This window comes from Paenibacillus sp. LPE1-1-1.1 (genome assembly GCF_040676435.1).
In the GTDB taxonomy this organism is placed as follows: Bacteria; Bacillota; Bacilli; order Paenibacillales; family Paenibacillaceae; genus Pristimantibacillus.
The window spans coordinates 1,778,651-1,798,050 of the sequence record NZ_JBEGHY010000001.1 but is presented as its reverse complement, the minus strand read 5'-3'; the positions used below and the strand labels follow the sequence as shown (position 1 = coordinate 1,798,050).

General features: G+C 49.7%; 13 protein-coding genes. 9 read left to right on the top strand and 4 right to left on the bottom strand.

Features of this window, described 5'->3' with window-relative positions; genetic code table 11:
* Positions 1-164 precede the first annotated feature (164 nt).
* Positions 165-4,790 (top strand): glycoside hydrolase family 3 C-terminal domain-containing protein, encoded by a 4,626-nt coding sequence (locus MRBLPE1_RS07845; RefSeq protein WP_364143680.1) that lies wholly within the window; start codon positions 165-167, stop codon positions 4,788-4,790.
* 62 nt (positions 4,791-4,852) lie between these two features.
* Here MRBLPE1_RS07845 and MRBLPE1_RS07840 read toward each other — a convergent pair whose 3' ends face one another.
* Both MRBLPE1_RS07840 and MRBLPE1_RS07835 read right to left on the bottom strand, forming a co-directional pair.
* Entirely contained in the window at positions 4,853-6,406 is a 1,554-nt protein-coding gene (locus MRBLPE1_RS07840; protein WP_364143678.1) for a response regulator transcription factor, read from the bottom strand.
* Between the two features lie 7 nt (positions 6,407-6,413).
* A complete protein-coding gene (locus tag MRBLPE1_RS07835) occupies positions 6,414-8,213 on the bottom strand; it encodes a cache domain-containing sensor histidine kinase (protein ID WP_364143675.1) in 1,800 nt (599 codons plus the stop codon).
* Between the two features lie 171 nt (positions 8,214-8,384).
* Between MRBLPE1_RS07835 and MRBLPE1_RS07830 the strand changes: the two genes are divergently transcribed.
* The 4 genes from MRBLPE1_RS07830 to MRBLPE1_RS07815 all read left to right on the top strand — a co-directional run bounded on the left by MRBLPE1_RS07830 (position 8,385) and on the right by MRBLPE1_RS07815 (position 13,201).
* Positions 8,385-9,752 (top strand): ABC transporter substrate-binding protein, encoded by a 1,368-nt coding sequence (locus tag MRBLPE1_RS07830; RefSeq protein ID WP_364143673.1) that lies wholly within the window; start codon positions 8,385-8,387, stop codon positions 9,750-9,752.
* 87 nt (positions 9,753-9,839) lie between these two features.
* A complete protein-coding gene (locus MRBLPE1_RS07825; protein WP_364143670.1) occupies positions 9,840-10,721 on the top strand; it encodes a carbohydrate ABC transporter permease in 882 nt (293 codons plus the stop codon).
* A complete protein-coding gene (locus tag MRBLPE1_RS07820) occupies positions 10,718-11,554 on the top strand; it encodes a carbohydrate ABC transporter permease (RefSeq protein WP_364143667.1) in 837 nt (278 codons plus the stop codon). The genes MRBLPE1_RS07825 and MRBLPE1_RS07820 overlap by 4 nt, the downstream gene beginning before the upstream one ends.
* 93 nt (positions 11,555-11,647) lie before the next feature.
* Entirely contained in the window at positions 11,648-13,201 is a 1,554-nt protein-coding gene (locus MRBLPE1_RS07815) for a sugar hydrolase (RefSeq protein ID WP_364143664.1), read from the top strand.
* 109 nt (positions 13,202-13,310) lie between these two features.
* On the opposite strand, the gene MRBLPE1_RS07810 is transcribed toward MRBLPE1_RS07815, so the two are convergent.
* Both MRBLPE1_RS07810 and MRBLPE1_RS07805 read right to left on the bottom strand, forming a co-directional pair.
* A complete protein-coding gene (locus MRBLPE1_RS07810) occupies positions 13,311-13,697 on the bottom strand; it encodes a cytochrome C oxidase subunit II (RefSeq protein ID WP_364143663.1) in 387 nt (128 codons plus the stop codon).
* Positions 13,698-13,923: 226 nt separating this feature from the next.
* The gene (locus MRBLPE1_RS07805; RefSeq protein WP_364143660.1) at positions 13,924-14,283 is read right to left on the bottom strand and encodes a phage holin family protein; all 360 of its coding nucleotides are present in this window, start codon (positions 14,281-14,283) and stop codon (positions 13,924-13,926) included.
* Positions 14,284-14,484: 201 nt separating this feature from the next.
* Between MRBLPE1_RS07805 and MRBLPE1_RS07800 the strand changes: the two genes are divergently transcribed.
* The 4 genes from MRBLPE1_RS07800 to MRBLPE1_RS07785 all read left to right on the top strand — a co-directional run bounded on the left by MRBLPE1_RS07800 (position 14,485) and on the right by MRBLPE1_RS07785 (position 19,383).
* On the top strand, positions 14,485-16,851 hold the full coding sequence (locus MRBLPE1_RS07800; protein WP_364143658.1) for an endonuclease MutS2: 2,367 nt from the start codon (positions 14,485-14,487) through the stop codon (positions 16,849-16,851).
* A gap of 49 nt (positions 16,852-16,900) precedes the next feature.
* Positions 16,901-17,323 carry a DUF350 domain-containing protein gene (locus MRBLPE1_RS07795; RefSeq protein WP_364143656.1) on the top strand — a complete coding sequence of 141 codons (423 nt, stop codon included), beginning with the start codon at positions 16,901-16,903 and terminating at the stop codon, positions 17,321-17,323.
* A 110-nt stretch (positions 17,324-17,433) separates the two neighbouring features.
* Positions 17,434-18,051 carry a hypothetical protein gene (locus MRBLPE1_RS07790; RefSeq protein ID WP_364143654.1) on the top strand — a complete coding sequence of 206 codons (618 nt, stop codon included), beginning with the start codon at positions 17,434-17,436 and terminating at the stop codon, positions 18,049-18,051.
* A gap of 129 nt (positions 18,052-18,180) precedes the next feature.
* A complete protein-coding gene (locus tag MRBLPE1_RS07785) occupies positions 18,181-19,383 on the top strand; it encodes an MFS transporter (protein WP_364143651.1) in 1,203 nt (400 codons plus the stop codon).
* The last annotated feature ends 17 nt before the right edge of the window (positions 19,384-19,400 follow it).

The following is a 19,400-nucleotide window of genomic DNA, read 5'->3' as shown; positions in this document are numbered from 1 at the left end:
CAAAAAAATATTATATTTCGGAAGCCGGCCGAATGACAAAATGAGGTAAAATCTAAAATTACTACACCAAAAGGTAAAAACAAAGTACACCGTATACAATCGTATAATAAATTTGGGTCGAGATGAAAGCGTTTGCAAAACGAGAGCAGAAAGGGAGCGAAAAAATGAACCAAACAACCCAGCGAAAATGGGGAAAAAAAATGTTGTCCTTGGTGCTTGCGGGGGTACTGGCCACGGGCATAACAGCAAATGCAGCGCCGCTCGTACATGCGGCAGAAAGCATTGCGTTCAAAACGCAAAGCGGAGGAGTCTTTGACGGCATGCCGTTGTTCGACGGCAATCCGGAGCATTTGGACGCTTACGTGAACACTTATTTTGAATATACCGGACTCGAGGGTCCAGCCGTTTATGTGACAGGTTCACGCAACCATTACACGCTTACACAGGGGCCGAATGCAGGCAAGGTCATTCCGGGCGCATTGGCGGCTGCGGATAATGTCCAGGGCGTTTCAACCGATTTCCCCGCATTGGTCGGCATGGGACAAACCTGGAATAAGGAGCTTCTTACGGATATCGGCAAGGTAATGGGAAGTGAAAAAATAAGCCTTCTGAAGGTAAAGCAAGGCGAGTCGAATATCCATGGGGGCGCTAATGCATCGGCGACTGTCGCGTTTACGGTGGTCAGCGATATGCGGATCAACCCTTTAAGCGGACGTTTTGACGAAGGTTATTCGGAAGATCCGTATATGGCTGGCACCTTGATCGATAACATGGCATCCGGTCTAAGCGGCATTGACCAAGCGGTTAGCGAGGACGGATTCTGGATGCGCGCGGCAGTAGGAACCAAGCATTATTCCGTATACAATGCGCAGTGGTTCCGCGAGAGCTCGAGCAACAGCGCGGGTGCAAGGTCCATGTTCGAATACCAGACAAGAAGTCCGCTGAAGGGCTTGGCATCCGGTTCCATAGCGGGGGTCATGACTTCATTCGGACGGACGAACGGCATTCCTAATATCTTATCTCCGCTGCAGCTCCATGCGAATGATTTTTCCAAATACGGCGTCTACAGCTCGCCAGACTTTAACGGGGATGCCCATGTATCGAATTCTGGCAATCTTAGCAACGGCTATGATACGAATTATGCCATCGACCGCACGCATGCGACCGTGTTGATGGCGCTGGCCGAAGCAAATGCGGGACGGCCGTCAGGCACGACGCCTGCGGATGTGCCGGACCTGGTTGCGCTTGTGAATAAAGGAGAGTATGGCATCACCGCCGAGGATCTGGTCACGGCAGCCAGGCCGCATGTCAACCAGATGGTTCGTGTCGGCATCTTTAATGAGACAGATGAAAACGGCATTCCTAAATTTTATCCGTTTGCCCAGGATGCCAAGGATGTGCGTACGGCAGCGGCAGCAACCTACAGCGTGCCGGAGCATCAGGAGGTTGCGCTGCAAGCTGCGCAAGAAAGCATTGTTTTGCTGAAAAATGACGGTGTCCTGCCTTTGGCAAAAAACAAAAATGCGGCTGTTGCCGGCGTTTATGCGGATGCAAGATTTAAAACGACCTATTCGGTAGGCACGACGCCAGCCCTTCCGGAATCAGGCATCTCGCCGCTGCTCGCCTTGATTAACGCAAACGGGGCAAATCACGTCTCTTACGATTCAGCCGGCAAAGTGATAGCGCTCACCGCGATGAGCAATAATCAAACGGTTACGGCTAATGTCTATGATCCTGCTGTTATTGCAGGCGGAGCTCAGCTTGTAACAACCGAGGATCCGCTCAATCCAGCCGACACGTCCCAGCTGTTCCAAGTGTTCGATTGGGGGCAGGAGGGCTACAGCCTGCTTTCGCTTAAAAACAATCGATGGGTGACTTCTCCAACGGCGAATAATGCTGCCGTAGGCAATACAGACGCAACAAGATTAAATTTAACCAACAACGATTGGGATTTAGCGGCGATGCTCGGCAACACGAGCGCGATTCCGCCAAGGCTCCGCATCGAGACAAACGCAGACCAAACCCTGTCGCTGATTGCGAACGGCTATAGAAGCGGGTTTTCCGGCGATTTTATCAACTGGTATTATGCGAACGGGCGTCTGATCACTACGGGAGCGGATGCCAAGCTGAAGACAGCTGCAGCACCGCTTGGGAATGTCTCGAATGCAGCCATCCGAGGCGCAGACGTGAAATTTAAAGAAACGGTAGTGAAGGAAGTCGGCCAGGATACCGTGGCAAGAGCGGCGATCGACGACTATGCCGTTGTATTCGTTGGCGCGGTTCCGCGTCATAGCGCCGGAGAAGGGAATGACCGCTCCAGCTTGTATATGGGCGATGCCGATTACGAGCTTGTGGACAAGGTTTCTGCTGCCTTCGCCGCACAAGGCAAGAAGACCGTTGTCGTTGTCAAAAGCAGCTTTCCGGTCGGGCTGGAGGACATTCAAAACAACCCGAATGTTTCGGCAATCGTGTATCAGCCATACGGAGGGCAATATGATTCTTATGCGCTGACTCAGGTGCTTTACGGCGATTATGCACCGACGGGCCGCCTGACGTCGACCTGGTATGCCGACATGTCCGCGTTCCCGGCGATTAACAAATATGTCATTCCCGAAGGAAACAAGACGGCCTCGCTGGCTACGATTGATCCGAGATTTACGTTAGATATGACGAATGCCGATCCGATAGAGTCCGAGCTTACGTATATGTATACGAATGCGCCGATTACGTATCCGTTTGGATACGGGCTCTCTTACAGCAGCTTCTCTTACAGCGAATTTACGGCACCTGACAGCGCAAGCGGGAAAGAGCCGTTTACCGTTTCCGTCAAAGTGAAAAATGAAGGCTCCATCGATACTTCGGAAGTCGTTCAGCTTTACATTAAAAATAACGAATCGGGCTATGGCGATTCCGCTCCCAAGCAGCAGCTGGTCGGGTTCGAGAAAATCGCTCTGGCAGCCGGAGAGACCAAGACGGTTACCCTCTCGGTTGATGCCAATGACTTTGGCATTTGGGATGTCAACCAGAATCGCTTTATTGTAGAAAATGGCGCTTTTACCTTGATGGCAGGTTCATCCTCCAAGGATATTCGCGCAGAAAAGACCATTCAAATCAATGGCGATGCAATCGCTGATTTGCAAGTCTACAAGCCGTTTAACGTGTTTGACCATGCGTTTGCTTCCCATGAAGTCATTTATCACGAGGTGTCCAAAGAACGCACCGCGCAAAATCTGAAGGCGAAAAAAGTAGTCGGCGGATACTATGCGGTGAGATCCAAACTGAATGGTTCCTATGCGGCGATACCGAATGTGGATTTGACAGGCACAAAAAGCGTTAAGGCTTCGGTTGCCTCCGATGCTGCGGGCGGTATCATTACCCTGCACGCGGATTCCCCAAGCAGCGCGCCTATCGCGATGATCGAGGTTCCGGCGACGCAGCCTAAGTCCTACACCATTGCCAATGCTTCCGTTCCGGTTACGGAGCTGGCCTATGTCGATGTTCAAGCAGATTTAAGCAATACGGCCCTGAAAGGCAAGCATGATCTATATGTCGTGTTCAAAGCGGCTGATCTCCGTATCGACAGCTTGGCTTTCGAGAGCGAATCGGCAATCAGTACTGCCAGCCAGCTTATTGCAGGCCAAGCAAACCCAGTTGCGGTCATTAAGACTGATAGCGCTGCTTTTGCAGCTTCTGCAGCCGATATAGAGAACTGGAGCTTTGATTCAACTACAAGCGGCTTGACGCTGGCAGCTATCACTATTGATGAAACAAGCAAGCTGGCAGCGCTGCAATTCAGCGGGACCGCGCAAGCCGCTTCGATTGCCATCACAGCGAAGTCAGCCGCCTTTGACGGCAATGTAACGGACAGCAATAAGCTGACCCTTAACATTACCTCGGCTTCTTCAGGAGGAGGAGGTACGACCGGCACGGAATCGCCAGCCGTTACGGTTACGGCAGCGAGTGCAGCAGATACGGCAAAAGTGAAAAAGATCAAGGCTGAAGGCGTAACGTTGTCCGGGGCGCCTGTGGGTATCGAAATAGGCAAATTGAACGGCTCTTATGCCACGGCGACCGTTACGATCGAGAAAGAAGCCGGCAAAAAGGTTACAACACTGGCTTTGGTTGCCGATGACGGGACATTGACGCCGGTCCCAAGCCAAATTACGACAGACGCGAGCGGGAATACGGTCATAAAAGCGCTTGTTTCCTTGAGCGGCACCTATGCAGCCGTCTCCTCTGAGCGTAAATTTACGGACGTGGCAGACCGTGCATGGTATGCAGGCGAGATAGCCAAGGCGAACAGCCTGCTGCTGATCAACGGCGTTTCGCCATCGACAATGCAGCCGGGAGCGCCTACAACGAAAGCGCAAACGCTGATGGTCGCGCTTCATGTGCTCGGCTTATCTCCCGAGAAAAACGCAGCAGATGCGAAATGGTATGATTCGGTCGTGAGAGCTGCCGGCCAGCATGGGCTGGTGAGCTATTCAACGTTAACGGCCGACACGCCAATGTCCCGTGAAGGAATGGCTGCGGTACTGGCAAACGCCCTTCGTTATGCCGGTGTAGACATTACGCTTAGCGAGACGGAAGTAAGCGGGCTGCTTCAAGGCTTCACGGATGCGGCCGGCATTTCCGCAGAGAACCGTACGGCGATGGCGGCCGCCATTAAATACGGTATTTTCAAAGGAACGCCGGCGCAGCAATTGCAGCCTTCAGGCACGATTACGCGCGCTGAGCTTGCAGCTGTTGCCCTCCGGGCGCATAGCGTTGTCGTTGGCCTTATTTCTTAAATAAAGGAACCAAAAACCAGCCTGTGCCTCGAAAGAGGGCAGGCTGGTTTTTGGTGTATGCTTTAGCTTTTTCGAAATTCTTCGGGGGTCAGGCCTGTCATTTTCTTGAATACGCGGAAAAAGTATTTCGGATTATCAAAGCCTAGAAGCTTGGCTATCCTATAAACCTTGTCATCCGTGTTTTTCAGAAGCGTTTTTGCTTGCTCGATGCGCAGCTGGTTAATATAATCGGTAAAATTTTGCGCCGTTTTTTCTTTGAACAGGAAGCTTAGATAGCTGGGATTAAGATAAAAAAGCGAAGAAATTTTTTCCAGCGTCAAATCCTTCGTAAAATTTTTGTGGATATATGTTTTGATGTTATCGATGACATTTTCGGATGAATAAGCTGAGCTATCCTTCAGGAGGTCTGCGGTGCTCGATAATACGGTGAGCAGGTACTCCCGGATGGAATCGAGATCAAAGGAAATGTTCAGTACCGACTCCAGGCTTGAAGAAGGAGAGCCGTCGGCATGTGTTTGCAAGTAAGCAGACAATATTTTTTTGACCTCTTGTATCATTGCCCTGCATTGCTCTTTTAGCTGTGCAAGCGAGACTGCGGGCTGGCGGATATAAAAGGCGAAGAAATCGAGGACGAGCTCCTTTACCTTCGCGGTTTGGCCCGATTCGACCAGAAATAGCAGCTCATGCGTTCTTTCCCAGAGCAAGACATCCTGCGCGGCGGCCTGTTTGTTATAAAGGTAGCAGCGGCCAAAATCAGCGATCGACCGTTGATCCAGCGCGGCAATGGTTTCAAGATGCGCTTGGTGCAGCATATTGAATTCACGGATGACGGAACTGATGCCTACGCAGCCTTCGCCGCCTTTCCGAACGCTAATCGAATCGATCAGCAATTCTGCCGTTCGTGCGGCATGCTCAACCATGGCGGATTCTGATTGGTCTTGGTCCTCCGGATAGGAGAGCAGCATGAAAGCCAGCTTATCGCTTTGGGAATGGGGGATATAAACATAATCCCGATGCAGTCCGTTTATTTCCTGGACATTCGAATCCGGCGCATACAGCGTCAGCAAAATATGATAGCGCGCAGCCAATGCTTCCTTCAATCGGAGCGATTGAAAGGAAGGCAGCTTGTCTCTGTGCTGAATGCCGATGATAAGATGCAGCAGGGATTGAATATCGGAATGATAGCTGATTTGTTCGTTTTCGGCTGCTTTCAATACGACTTCCTGCTTGACGGACCGTTCCTTGTCAAGCGCTTCGATCGCTTGTTCGAGCGTGCGATGGATCTCATCCCGGCTAAACGGCTTAAGCAAATAACTGACGACCTTGGCGGATATCGCCTCCTTCATGTAGTCAAAGTCGGAATGTCCGCTGATGACGATCATTTTTTTGTCGGGATATTGCTGGTGAACGATTTTCATTAGCGATTTCCCGTCCATTTCGGGCATTCGCATATCCGTAAATATAATATCCGGGTCCAGGCTGCGGATTAACTCCAAAGCATCTGTACCGTTGTCCGCTTCGCCTGCGAAGGCAAGCTCTTGGCTGAATGAATTTATTTTTTTGAGCAGCCCCTTACGAATCAAGGGTTCATCGTCTACGATAATGAATGAATACATCGTGTGATCACCTCTTCTCCCAATTAGACGGAACTGCAATTTTGACGGTTGTGCCTTTATTTTTTTCGCTTTCAAAGGTGACTCCGTCCTCCAAGCCATAGTAGAGAGCAAGCCTAGAATGGACGTTCTTGATGCCAATGCTTTGCTTCGAACGCTGGCCTATGGACGAGAATTCCGGCGGCTTGGCAAGCAGCTGTCTAAGCTCCGTGACCTGCTCCTGTGACATGCCCACCCCGTCATCGCTTATTTCGAAGAAGATCATTTCCTCGCTCTGATAACCTTTGATCGTGATGCTGCCTTTGCCTCGTTTGTTTTCTAGCCCATGGTAGATCGCGTTCTCTACGAGCGGTTGAAGCAGCAGCTTCAACATTTTGTTTTGCAAAATCGGTTCTTCAATTTCTTTTATAAACAATAATTTATCGCCGTACCGGATTTGCTGAATCGCCATGTAATTGTCCACATGCTGGATTTCCTCGGCCGCTGCGACTAATTCACTGTCGGTCTTGATGCTGTACCTAAACATATCCCCGAGTGCTTTGGTCATGACAACGATGCTCTCCACCTCTTCGATTTCAGCAATGCTGTTAATCGATTCAAGCGTGTTATACAGGAAATGAGAGTTAATCTGGGCTTCCAGCGCTTTCATTTGCGAGTCCATGGTCAAAATGCGGTTCTGGTAGCTCTCGCGGATATGCGTATCGATATCGTCCATCATCTTGCCGTACTCATGGTAGAGGATGCCGATTTCATCCACTCTTTTTTTGTCGGCTTTAACCGTGACGAATTTTTGCGATTTGTTCTTGCGCATCGCCTTTGTTAGCTGGATGATCGGCTTGGTAATTAGATTGGACAAGAAGAAGGAAAGAAACAGAAAAATAACGGCGCAAGATACCGATATATAAATAATCAGTTTTTGTGAAATGCCATATTCTTCATATACTTTGGCAACGGATATATTGGCAATCACCTTCCAATTATTGCTCGGAACCGCCTGGATGACCGTTAAGCTTTCGGAATCGCTGAATTGCTGCTTAGAGCCGGACATTGCCAGGGATTTACTAAGCAGTCCATCGGGCAGATATTCGCCGATATGGCTGTTGGTGCCGTCAAACAGTATTTTACCGCTCTCGTTCGCCAAATAAATGTTGGAGAGGCTCGGCGCGGGATTCCGGTTTAAGCCTGCAAAGATATTCATGCTGCAATCGAGCATAAAGACGCCGAGAAATTCATTGGTATTGGGATCATACAGCGACCGCGAGAAGCCGATGGAGGGTTTGGCATTAATAATATAAGGTTTGACGCCCACATCTCCGATGTACAGCGAGCCTTTGCCGGCAACCGTCTGCTTGTACCACTCGTCTTCAAAGGGTACGTAATCGACATTCAAATCGGTTCCGTTTCCGTAGCTGATAAACTTCCCATCCGGAGTAAATAAATAAATGCCATTAATGTAATTATAACCCAGAAGAATATTTTCAAAGATGAGTTTGAGTTGGGCTCTGGTAATAAAGATCTCATACTGGTCATTTGTATTACGCAGCTTCCTAAGCTCGTCGCTAACGGTGTTGTAAGCGGTTACGCTGGACGATTGCTGCAGTATGGTTATCGAGATGCGGTCTATATTTTGCAAAATATCCTCAATGCTTTTTACCGAATTGTTGATCGTTGTAGAGGCGATTAGGGAGGTTTGTTCATTGACGAGCTTGGTATAGCTGCGATAAGAACTGACAGTAACGACAATAATGGGCACAATGGATACTAGGACAAGAACTAGAAAGAGCTTGGTTTTAATATTAAAAAAGAGCATACACGTATCCCCCATTTTTGTCTAATCTAAAAATAGTGCACCAAATTAGCCAAAGCATTTATACTGTTTATCACATTATTATAAAAGTGTGCTCAAGGCAATAGCGCTTCATGAAATGGCAGGGCAAAGCAAGCCTGCAACAAACAATCGATGTAACAGGGGGAAATGCAGATGAAATCATTAAAAACAATGGGACTGGCAATTTTAGTATTTTGTTTCGTTCTGCTCAGCGCTTGCAGCTCCAATAATGGTGCTTCAAATGCGGCGAATACGCCGGCAGCAAGTGACAACGCTAACGAGGCGGGTGACAAAAATGCCGGAACGGATGCAGCGGAGCCCATTACGCTCACGATGATGATGTCCGGAAATAAAGCTTCGGAGGGAGAGGACTTTGAGCTGGAGACGCTTCCGCGCCTAGTAAAGGAAAAATTCCCGAACATTACGCTTGAAGTGCAAAAGCTTCCTGACGATCAATACAATACTTCGGTTCGCACAAAGCTGGCAGCGGGACAAGGACCGGATATTTTCTGGATTTTCCCTAAAAATGCAGCCGGCGGCGTCATCGACTTCGCTAAAGCAGGCTTTGCCGCCGACTTGTCTGATCTGAAGTTCTGGGACAATATCGGTACCGGCGCGAAGGAAGATATGTCCTATGAAGGCAAGCCTTACGGAGTTGCAGAGGGCCTTGATTACCTAGGCGTTTACTACAACAAGGAAATGCTGGCGCAAGTGGGCGTGACTGAATTTCCGAAGGACTGGGCTTCTTTCCTTGAAGTGTGCCAAAAGCTGAAGGATGCAGGCATCACGCCGATCGTGCTTGGCGATAAAGATCCATGGGTGATTCAATTCGGTATGTATCCGATTGCTGCCAACGTAGTATATCCGGATGAAATGGATTTTGACGTAAAGGTTCAAAACGGCGAAAAATCGCTTAATGATCCAAAATGGGTGAAAACCATTTCGATGTACAAAGAGCTTTACGATAAAGGTTACGTCGTAAAAAATTCACTTGGAGCAGGCAGCGCGCAGGCTTCCCAATTGTTCATCGACGGCAAAGCCGCAATGACTTTCACTGGCACATGGGATTATGCTTCCATGACTTCCAAGGGTGCAGCTGACTTTACCCGCGGTTTTGCTTCGCTTCCGGGCAACGATGCGGGCAAACCAACCTTCGTATCCGCTGCAACCGCCGCAGGTTACGCGCTGAACGCGAAGTCGGAGAACCTGGATGCCGCCAAGGAAATCCTGAACTACTTGTTCGATGGCGAATCGGATCTGTTCAAGGCATTTGTAGCTTCTAACAGCTCCATCAGCGTGTACAAGGATGTGCCTTTGACGAACGAACTATTCAAAGAAGTGAACGAGAACTATCAAACCAACGGCAATTCGGTATATTTCAGCAACCAAATGTGGCCGGCAGGCGTTTCCGATGTCATGCAAGCCAAATTCGCGGAAATAATCGGCGGCCAAAAAACGACGCCGGAAGACGTTGCGAAAGCGATGGACGAGAAGTTCCAGGAACTTTGGAAAAATAAATAAACCGTTTCTTATTTAACGGATAGTATCTGCCGGGAAGACGAAAGTCTTCCCTGCCGGTACCAGGTTAGCTGGAGAGGATGGAACAACATGAATTCGACCGTAATGAAAAAATCGATGTACTTTTTTGCGATACCGGCCCTTATTTTCTATCTGATTTTTTGGATTTTTCCGATTCTAAGATTGTTTCAATACAGTATCACCGACTATAACGGCTTTTCCCAGGCTTACCAGTACATCGGCCTGGACAACTATAAAGCTCTCTTTAACGGAGATACATTAGGGATTTCCGTCAAAAATACGTTGATCTATACGTTGGTTACCGTCGTGCTGGGCAATGTGATCGGTCTTGCGCTTGCTCTGCTCCTAAACATGAAAATTAAAGGAAAAGGGATTTACCGCTCCTTGGCATATATTCCGACCTTATTCAGCGCGATCGTTGTCGGTTTCATTTGGAGCTACGTATATATGCCGGATTACGGCATGATCTCAACCTTCCTAGATAAATTCGGAATAAACGATGACAATTTGAATTTTCTAGGCAGCTATTCTTCTGCCTTATATGCGATTATTTTTGTTGAAATCTGGAAAAACATAGGCACGACGATGATTATTTTCCTTGCAGGTTTGCAAACCGTACCGAATGATCTGTTGGAAGCCGGGAAAATGGATGGCTGCGGCCCTTGGCGGCTCTTGCAGCATGTGAAGCTGCCGCTGCTGGCTACCGCGATTACGATTAACGTTACGCTAAGTCTCATCAATGGCTTGAAGGCCTTCGATTTCCCGTTCATCATGACGAATGGCGGTCCGGGCACTTCGACAAACACCTTGATTTATTCCATTTACAAGATGGCCTTTACGGAGCAGCTATTCGGTAAAGCATCTGCGCTTGGCGTGATTTCCTTTGCCCTGATCATCGTGCTTACCGCAGCCTTTGTCATCCGTATGAACAAACGGGAGGTGTCGGCATGACTATCGGCTCTGTGACAAAAAAAACACTCGTGCAGCTCGGCGTTATCCTTGTCATGGCTGTCAATTTGATTCCGCTTATCATTGCGTTGTCGACTTCGCTGCGCGATCCGAAAAACAATGCCAATCCGCTTAATCTATTCAGCGAAGTGTCCTTTGCGAGCTACCGTACGGCATTCGAGCGCATGCACTTCACGGAAGCGCTGTGGAACAGCATAGTTCTTACCGGGATTTCCGTCATTTTTGTCGTGCTGCTTGCAGCCATGGCTGCTTATCCGATGGCGAGGCTCAAAACCAAATGGAGCAAATTCCTGTACTTGTTCTTTCTCTCGGGATTAGTCGTGCCTTCTCAAATGGTGCTTATCCCGATCGTGCAGATGATTAATTCACTTCATATTCCTACGTCGCAGTACACGCCGATTCTGATGTTTATTACATGCAGTCTTCCTTTTTCCACGTTTTTGTACACGGGCTTCATTAGAAGCGGCGTACCCGAAGAAGTGGAGGAGGCAGCCCACATCGACGGAGCGGGGCTGTTCCGCCGCTTCTGGCTTGTCGTATTCCCGCTGCTGATTCCGGTAACGGTATCCGTCGTCATCACGCAGGGCGTATGGATATGGAATGACTACTTCTTTAATATGATCTTTATTTCCAAAGCAGCGGATTCGCCTCTGCCGCTGGCGATGCTGGGATTCCTCGGCGATCAGCAAAATCCGACGCAGTGGAACGTCCTGTTCGCAGCTTGCTTCTTATGCGCGCTGCCGCTGCTCATTGCCTTTTTATTTTTGCAAAAATATTTTGTCGGCGGCATGACGGTGGGAGCCGTGAAGGGCTGATCCGTATGTTTAGGCGGCGGGGGGAACCCCCCGTTTTCTTTTGAGAGCAGGCAGGAAACAGGACATTATTATGAGGGAACAGGAGATCAAACAATGAAAAGCAAACAGGTGAATCAGCCTTTCGTGGAACGGGCAGAGTCGCTAATTCCACATTTATATGAAAAGAAGGTTTATCCGGCTCATATCATAGACGTCGTGAAAGATGCCGAGGCATTCCAGGGCTGGCGAACGGAGCGCATTGGCGCAGCCGAAGAACTGGCAGGCCGCGTACTGGGCAAAGGCGATAGCGTTACGCTCGATTTCGGTGACCATCATGTCGGATACCTTACACTGTCGATTCTTAATGTAAACAGCAATGCCGATGCCCCTCTTCGCTTGAAATTGATTTTTGGGGAAATGCCCTGCGAGATTGGGGAGGATTTTGACGATTACGATGGCTGGCTGAGCCGATCGTGGCTGCAGGATGAAATCGTAAACGTGGATGTGCTGCCGGGAACGATTACCCTGCCTAGGCGCTATACCTTCCGTTACTTGAAAATCATCGTGCTCGCGGCGTCTCAGCGTTACAGTGTTTCGTTTCCGGAGGTGCATTGCACCACAGTAACCTCGGGTGACGTTGCACAGGTGAAGCCGCTTCCGGATCATATGTCCGAGGAGCTGAGGGAGCTTGACCGCATCGGTATTAAGACGCTCCAGGACTGTATGCATACCGTTTTCGAGGATGGCCCGAAGCGGGACCGGAGACTTTGGATCGGAGATCTTCGGCTTCAGGCGCTCGCGAATTACGAAACCTTCAACAGCAACGCTCTTGTCAAAAGATGCTTGTATCTCTTTGGCGGAATGCTGCTTGAGGATGGGCAGGTAGGCGCTTGTTTATATGAGAAGCCTTCCCCTTTTATAGATGACATCTATTTATATGATTATGCGCTGTTTTTCGTTGCTACCCTGTATGACTATTATGAGGCGACGAAGGATCGCGATACGCTTGATGAGCTGTGGCCCATTGCGGCGGAGCAGCTTCGCATTGGCCTGCAGCGTCTTGACGAGCGGGGCATTGTCAAGGATGACGATACCTGGTATTGCTTCCTCGATTGGCATGAAGAGCTGAATAAGCAGGCAGGCGCGCAGGCTGTCCTGATCTATTGCCTAAAAAGAGGATTAGCTCTAGCTTCAGGGCTTGGTGACAGCGATGCGCAGTCTTTTATCTCCTTGGCGATTAAGCAATCGACAGACGCAGCGCTTACGCATTTATGGGATAAAGAGCAAGCTTTCTTTATAAGCGGCTCCAAGGCCCAAGTATCCTGGGCAACGCAAATCTGGATGGTGCTGGCCGAGGTGCTGGAACCGGAGCAAAGCGCAGCGCTGCTGGACCGCTTATTCGAGCAGCCGCCGGCGATTTCAATGTCTACGCCGTACCTTTATCACCATCTCATCGAGGCGCTGCTGTTGTGCGGTAAGAAGGAGAAGGCGCTGGAGGAAATTCGGGCTTATTGGGGCGAGATGATCAAGGACGGGGCGGATACGTTCTGGGAGCTTTACAATCCAAGCGACAAGAAGCTGTCGCCCTACGGCAGTAACTTGGTCAACAGCTACTGTCACGCATGGAGCTGTACGCCGACTTATTTTATACGTAAATATTTTACGTAAAAAGACAGCTAGTATGTTTGTTGACGAAGCAGTAACAGGAGTATTGGAAAAGGGCTGTTCCTCTGGTCGTTGTCGACCGTGGAACTGCCCTTTTCACCTTGAAATTGATTTATTCAACCACAAGCGTAGCTTTCATTTCGCGGTGTCCCGCGCCGCAAGGAACCGTGCACACGATTTCGTAGCTTCCAGGCTCGCTGATGCTGACTGGCACTGTTTTGCCGGTAGCGACTTCGTAATCCGTGTTCTTGATCTCTAGGCCGTGCATGCCGTCAACAGAATCAAGCTTTAGATTAACCGTTTCTCCAGCTTTGATTTTATATTCCTTCTGATCAAACTTCCAGTTAGATGCCGTGATAACAAGATCCGAGGATGCTGCTCCGCTGTCTGCGGTGGTTGTGCTGGCTTCTTGATTATCCTCTTTTGTAGTGTTCGCGCCGCATGCGGCAATAACGAATACTAGGCATAATGCGCTTGCGAATAGTAACCATTTTTTCATTTGCAGTGCTTCCCCTTTCAAATATCGGCTTTGCTTTCTCAGCCGGTTTCTATTTATTGTAACTTATATTGCAGGCAAATGCAGTGAAACCATATGTCAAACTATTGAAGAAGCTGTGAATTTACTATGAAGAAACCCAAGGACCGCTGTAAGCGGCAAGAAGCCCTTAATCGCCTTCTCAGGTAATCAAGGGCTTTCAAGCTTGTCATGCAAGGCACTTGTTGATTTAATCGTGATTTCGTCTGCCGGCTTCATATGGGGTACTGACCGGAATGAACAGGTCGATGATCCCGATGACCAAAGCAGCCAAAATGGCTCCAAGCAGCGTAACGCTTACGCCTCCGACGATAAACTGAGCGATCCATATAACGACTGCGCTGGCGAGGAAGCCGACGATGCCGCGACCGAAGGGCGTAACCCTTTTACCAAATATACCTTCAATAATCCAGCCAAGCGCGGCGATGACAAGAGCAAGAAAAAAGGCGCTCCAGAAGCCGCCGACGCTAAACTGGGGAACAATGAACCCAACCAGCATTAACACAAGCGCAGCAACTATAAACCGTACCACATGTCCCAAAAAAGTCATTGCACAAACCTCCTTAAGTTTTACGAAAGGAAACCGCCGGGCGGTTTCTGTTTCGTCATGCATTGCGAAAATTACATCGTAAGACGGCTCGTTCGTTTATATTGTGACCAACTGTGAATCATTTATGTATGAGACCTAGCTGAGTTCGTGCATCAATGCCGCGGTTCGGCTATAATAAGAAGGCGAGAGGAGTGTTATTTGTTGGACGTTAAAATATTGACGACACTTGAATTTCCTAAAATCATACATAGATTGTCACAGCATGCGGCTACTTCGCTCGGTAAGTCGATTGCGGAGTCGCTCCAGCCAGTGACGGACTTGGAAGCGGTTAAGAAAACGCTGCAGGCTACGGATGAAGCCTACACGGCGGACCGGCTCAAAGGCAGCGCGCCGTTTGGGGGCGTCGTTGATATTACCGCGCCGCTTCACCGCGCGCGCATCGGCGGTACGCTTAATCCGGAGGAGCTGCTCAATATTGCGGCGACTTCTCGCGGCGGGCGCCGGGTCAAGAAGCATATCAGCGTATTGCATGAAGATAACCCAATCCCAATGCTGCAGCATATTGCCGAGCAGATTAGCGAGCATAAGCAGCTGGAGGATGCGATATTTGAATGCATCGACGATCAAGCAGAGGTCATGGACAGCGCGAGCGCCGCTTTAGCCTCGATTAGGCGCGAGCTGCGGAACGGAGAATCGCGCATCCGCGAGAAGATGGATCAAATGATCCGCTCGTCTTCCGTGCAAAAAATGCTGCAGGACTCGATTGTAACGCTGCGCAACGACAGGTATGTGATTCCGGTCAAGCAGGAATACCGCTCCCATTTTGGCGGTATCGTGCATGACCAATCCGGATCCGGCGCAACCTTGTTCATCGAGCCGGAGGCCATTGTAGCAATGAACAACAAGCTGCGGGAGCTCAAAGCGGGCGAGCTGCGGGAAATCGAGAAAATATTGCAGAAGCTTACCGCTTTGGCATCGGATTATGTGGAGGATTTAATTTTTAACTTGGATTTGCTAGGGCAAATTGATTTTGCTTACGCCAAGGCACGACTGGCACACGGCATGAAAGCTACGCTGCCGCGCATGAATGACAGAGGTTTTCTAAAGCTGAAGCGGGGCCGGCATCCGCTGATTGCCGCTGATCAGGTTGTGCCGATCGACGTAGAGCTGGGCAATCAATATACCGCTATTATTGTTACGGGCCCGAACACGGGCGGTAAAACCGTATCCCTAAAAACAATAGGTCTGCTCAGCTTAATGGCGATGTCGGGATTATTCGTGCCGGCTGAAGACGGAAGCCAGCTGTGCGTCTTTGACGCGATCTATGCGGATATCGGCGACGAGCAAAGCATTGAGCAAAGCCTAAGTACGTTTTCCAGCCATTTGAAGAACATCATCCGCATTCTGGGGACGATGACCTCCAAGAGCTTAGTGCTGCTGGATGAGCTCGGGGCGGGTACGGATCCTGCCGAAGGCTCCGCGCTTGCTATCGCTATTCTGGAGCATGTGCATGCGATGGAAAGCCGAATCGTAGCAACTACGCATTATAGCGAACTTAAAGCATATGCATATAATCGCAAGGGTGTTATTAATGCGAGCATGGAATTTGATGTTGCCACACTCAGTCCTACCTATCGTTTGCTTGTTGGCGTGCCGGGCCGAAGCAACGCATTTGCGATTGCTGAGCGGCTGGGTCTTAAACGTTCGATTATCGAGCATGCAAGAGGCGAGGTTAGCGAAGAAGACCAACGTGTCGAAAATATGATTGCCTCGCTTGAGGAGAACCGGCTGGGCGCCGAAACGGAACGCCAGACGGCGGAATCGCTGCGCCGTGAGATGGAAACGCTCCGGGCGCGCCATGAGGCTGAACGGTTGCGGTTCGAAGAGCAAAAGGAAAAGCTGCTCCTTAAAGCGCAGGATGAGGCGCGTGAGGCTGTCGCGAAAGCGAAGCGCGAAGCGGAGCAAATTATCGCCGATTTGCGCAAGCTGGCCATGGAAGAGGGCGCTTCGGTCAAGGAGCATAAGCTTATTGAAGCGCGCCGCAAGCTGGATGAAGCAGCGCCTGAGCTGCAGAAAGCCAAAAAGGGCGGCACGAAAACCGCAGCAAAAACGGCAAAGATTGAAGCAGGCGATGAAGTCACGGTGTACAGCTTGAACCAGAAGGGCACTGTCGTGGAAATTCACGGCTCAGATGCTACGGTACAGCTTGGCATCATGAAAATGAAAGTCGCCCTGGATGATTTGGAGCTCCTCAAGGGAGCCGCTGCCGCCAAAACGCAGCAGCCTAAGCAGGCAGCCAGCCTTAAACGCTCCAAGGAAGAGAATTTCAAGATGGAGCTTGATCTACGCGGCGAAAATCTGGAAGAAGCGATTCTCGAAGTCGACCGTTTTCTGGATGAAGCCTTTTTGTCGGGCTTGGCGCAGGTTGCCATTATTCACGGCAAAGGCACAGGTGTGCTCCGGACGGGAATCCAGCAATACTTGCGCAAGCACAGCCATGTAAAAAGCTTCAGGCTCGGCAACTATGGCGAAGGCGGAGTAGGCGTGACGGTTGCAGAGCTAAAATAGCGTGCAGCCGCCTCGCCAATAGATCGCAAGGTAATGGGGGGATCGTTGAATGAGTAATGAAGTCGACAAGCTGCTTAGCAACCCGTATGCTGCCTCGCTCGTTTATGTATCGGTTGCCGTGTTGTCACTCATTGTATTTTTATCCTGCTTTGAGCTCGTAACGAGATATAAATGCTGGAGCGAGATCAAAAAAGGGAACGTTGCCGTTGCCATGGCGACGGGCGGTAAAATTTTCGGGATCTGCAATATTTTCAGATTCTCGATTGAATCCAATGATTCGGTCTATCAAAGCCTGATTTGGGGCGCATTCGGTTTTATCATCTTGATGGCCGCTTATTTTTTATTCGAATTTCTAACGCCCGTATTCCGAATTGACGATGAGATCGCCCGCGATAACCGCGCAGTAGGGCTTATAGCGATGATTATTTCGATTTCGCTGTCCTATGTCATCGGAGCCACGGTCATTATTTAACCCGGGGGAAGCCATTTTGAAATATTTATGGAGAATTTTAGCCGTTGTCGCTATTTTATTTTTTGCATTCGGTATCGTTTATTTAATGAAACATTAGAGGAGAAGAGAAAATGGAAGAGCATTTGATTTGCCCATGGTGTTTAACGGAAATCGTATGGGATGAAGAGATCGGTCCGGAGTCGCATTGCCCGCACTGCGATAATGAACTAAGCGCTTACCGGACGATTGAGCTTGGCTATGATGAGGAAGAAGTAGAAGCCGACGAGCATGAAAGAGCGGTTCAGGCCTTGAAAATCAACGATGCCCATAGAGCCGCCAACGGTCCCGCATCCAAGCAGGATGAGTGGTCAGAGGATGATCTCGATGAAGAGACGGAGGAGGATTATTCCGATGATCCGAATCATAAGCGCTGGCTGGAGCAGGGCGATGGCTACCGCAGCGCGGATACCTCGCGCTTTGCTGTAGAAGAGACCGTGCAGCGCGTGCTTGATGATCAGGATGAAGTGCCGGAATGTCCGGTATGCCGCTCCTACATGGTTGAGGCAGGCGAACAGCGCTTTGACGAGCAGCAATTTGAGTCTAGAATTGCGCCATCGCTCGGCGGACCGGTGTTAACGACTCCTTTTACGCTGCTATTATATGTTTGTCCGGCTTGCTACCACACGTCCTCTTTGCTAAGCCAAAGCGACCGCGAGCAAATGCTCAAACGCTTAACGCCTAACGAGTAGACGGCACTGGATAAATTGGACGGGCATGGAGGGCTGTCAAAAGGGGAACCTTACAAAACGTAATTCCGAAATGAAAAGGGATAGACAGGCTTTGAAGCCTTGCTCTATCCTTCGGCAGGAGGAAGCGTTTTGGCAAAAACCTTAGATAGACAAGCTGTTTTATTGCTCATAGTTCAAGCTCTTTACGGCGTTGCTAACGCGCTGTCCGGAACATTCGTCCCGGTTTATTTATGGAAAGCAAGCCAGTCGTACACATTGATCGGATGGTACACGATGGGGCAGTATGTCATGAGCGGATTAACGTTCTACGTTGCCGGCAAATGGGTGAAAGAGCATAACAAAATGAACAGCCTGCGCGCAGGCATCATTTTATCAGGCGTTTTTTATTGCACCGTTCTGCTTTTAGGCCAGCAAGCAAAGGTATATTATGTGCCGCTTGGCATTTTGAACGGCATGGCGCTGGGCTTTTTTTGGATTGCGTTCAATGTTGTCTATTTCGAAGTAACGGACCCGGATAACCGTGACCGTTATAACGGTTGGGCAGGCTTGCTCGGCTCGGCAGCAGGGATTGTGGCGCCTTGGGTTTCTGGTTTGCTTATAACCTCGATGCAGGGAGAACAAGGGTATCGGCTTATTTTTACGATATCGCTCGTTATCTTCTCGATCAGCGTTATTTTGAGCTTCTGGCTTAAGAAACGGCATGTCGAGGGCGTATACAATTGGAAGCATGGCATCCAGCAGCTGATGCAAAAAGGGAACCCTTGGCGTCGCATATTTCCCGCGATTGCGGCGCAGGGCGTCCGCGAAGGGGTTTTTATGTTTCTTGTCGGTCTAACGGTTTACGTGGCCACGCAAAACGAAAGCAAGCTGGGAACTTTTTCGCTCATTACCTCGCTTGTTGCCCTATTCAGTTTCTGGACCGTGGGCAAGATGCTCAAAAAAAACAATCGCAAGCTGGCGATGCTGATCGGTGTGATCATGATCGCCATCGTTATTTTACCGCTGTTTTGGAAGGTTACCTATGCGACGCTGTTGATGTTCGGCATCGGAACTTCCCTATTCATGCCGCTTTACATTATACCGATGACCTCCAGGGTATTTGATTTAATCGGGCAATCCGAAGAGAGCGCGCGGGAGCGGGAGGAGTTTATCGTTCTTCGCGAGGCAGGGCTTGTGCTGGGAAGGGTCATTGGATTGTCGTCCTATCTCATCGTACTGCCGCTGAATCATTCCACGGCCGCGATTACGTGGCTGTTGTTTTCGGTAGGCGTCGTTCCGATCGCAGGCTGGTGGCTCATCAGGCCATTTCTGGCGCAGCAGCAGCAGGCTTAACAAGTACGGAAAGGAGG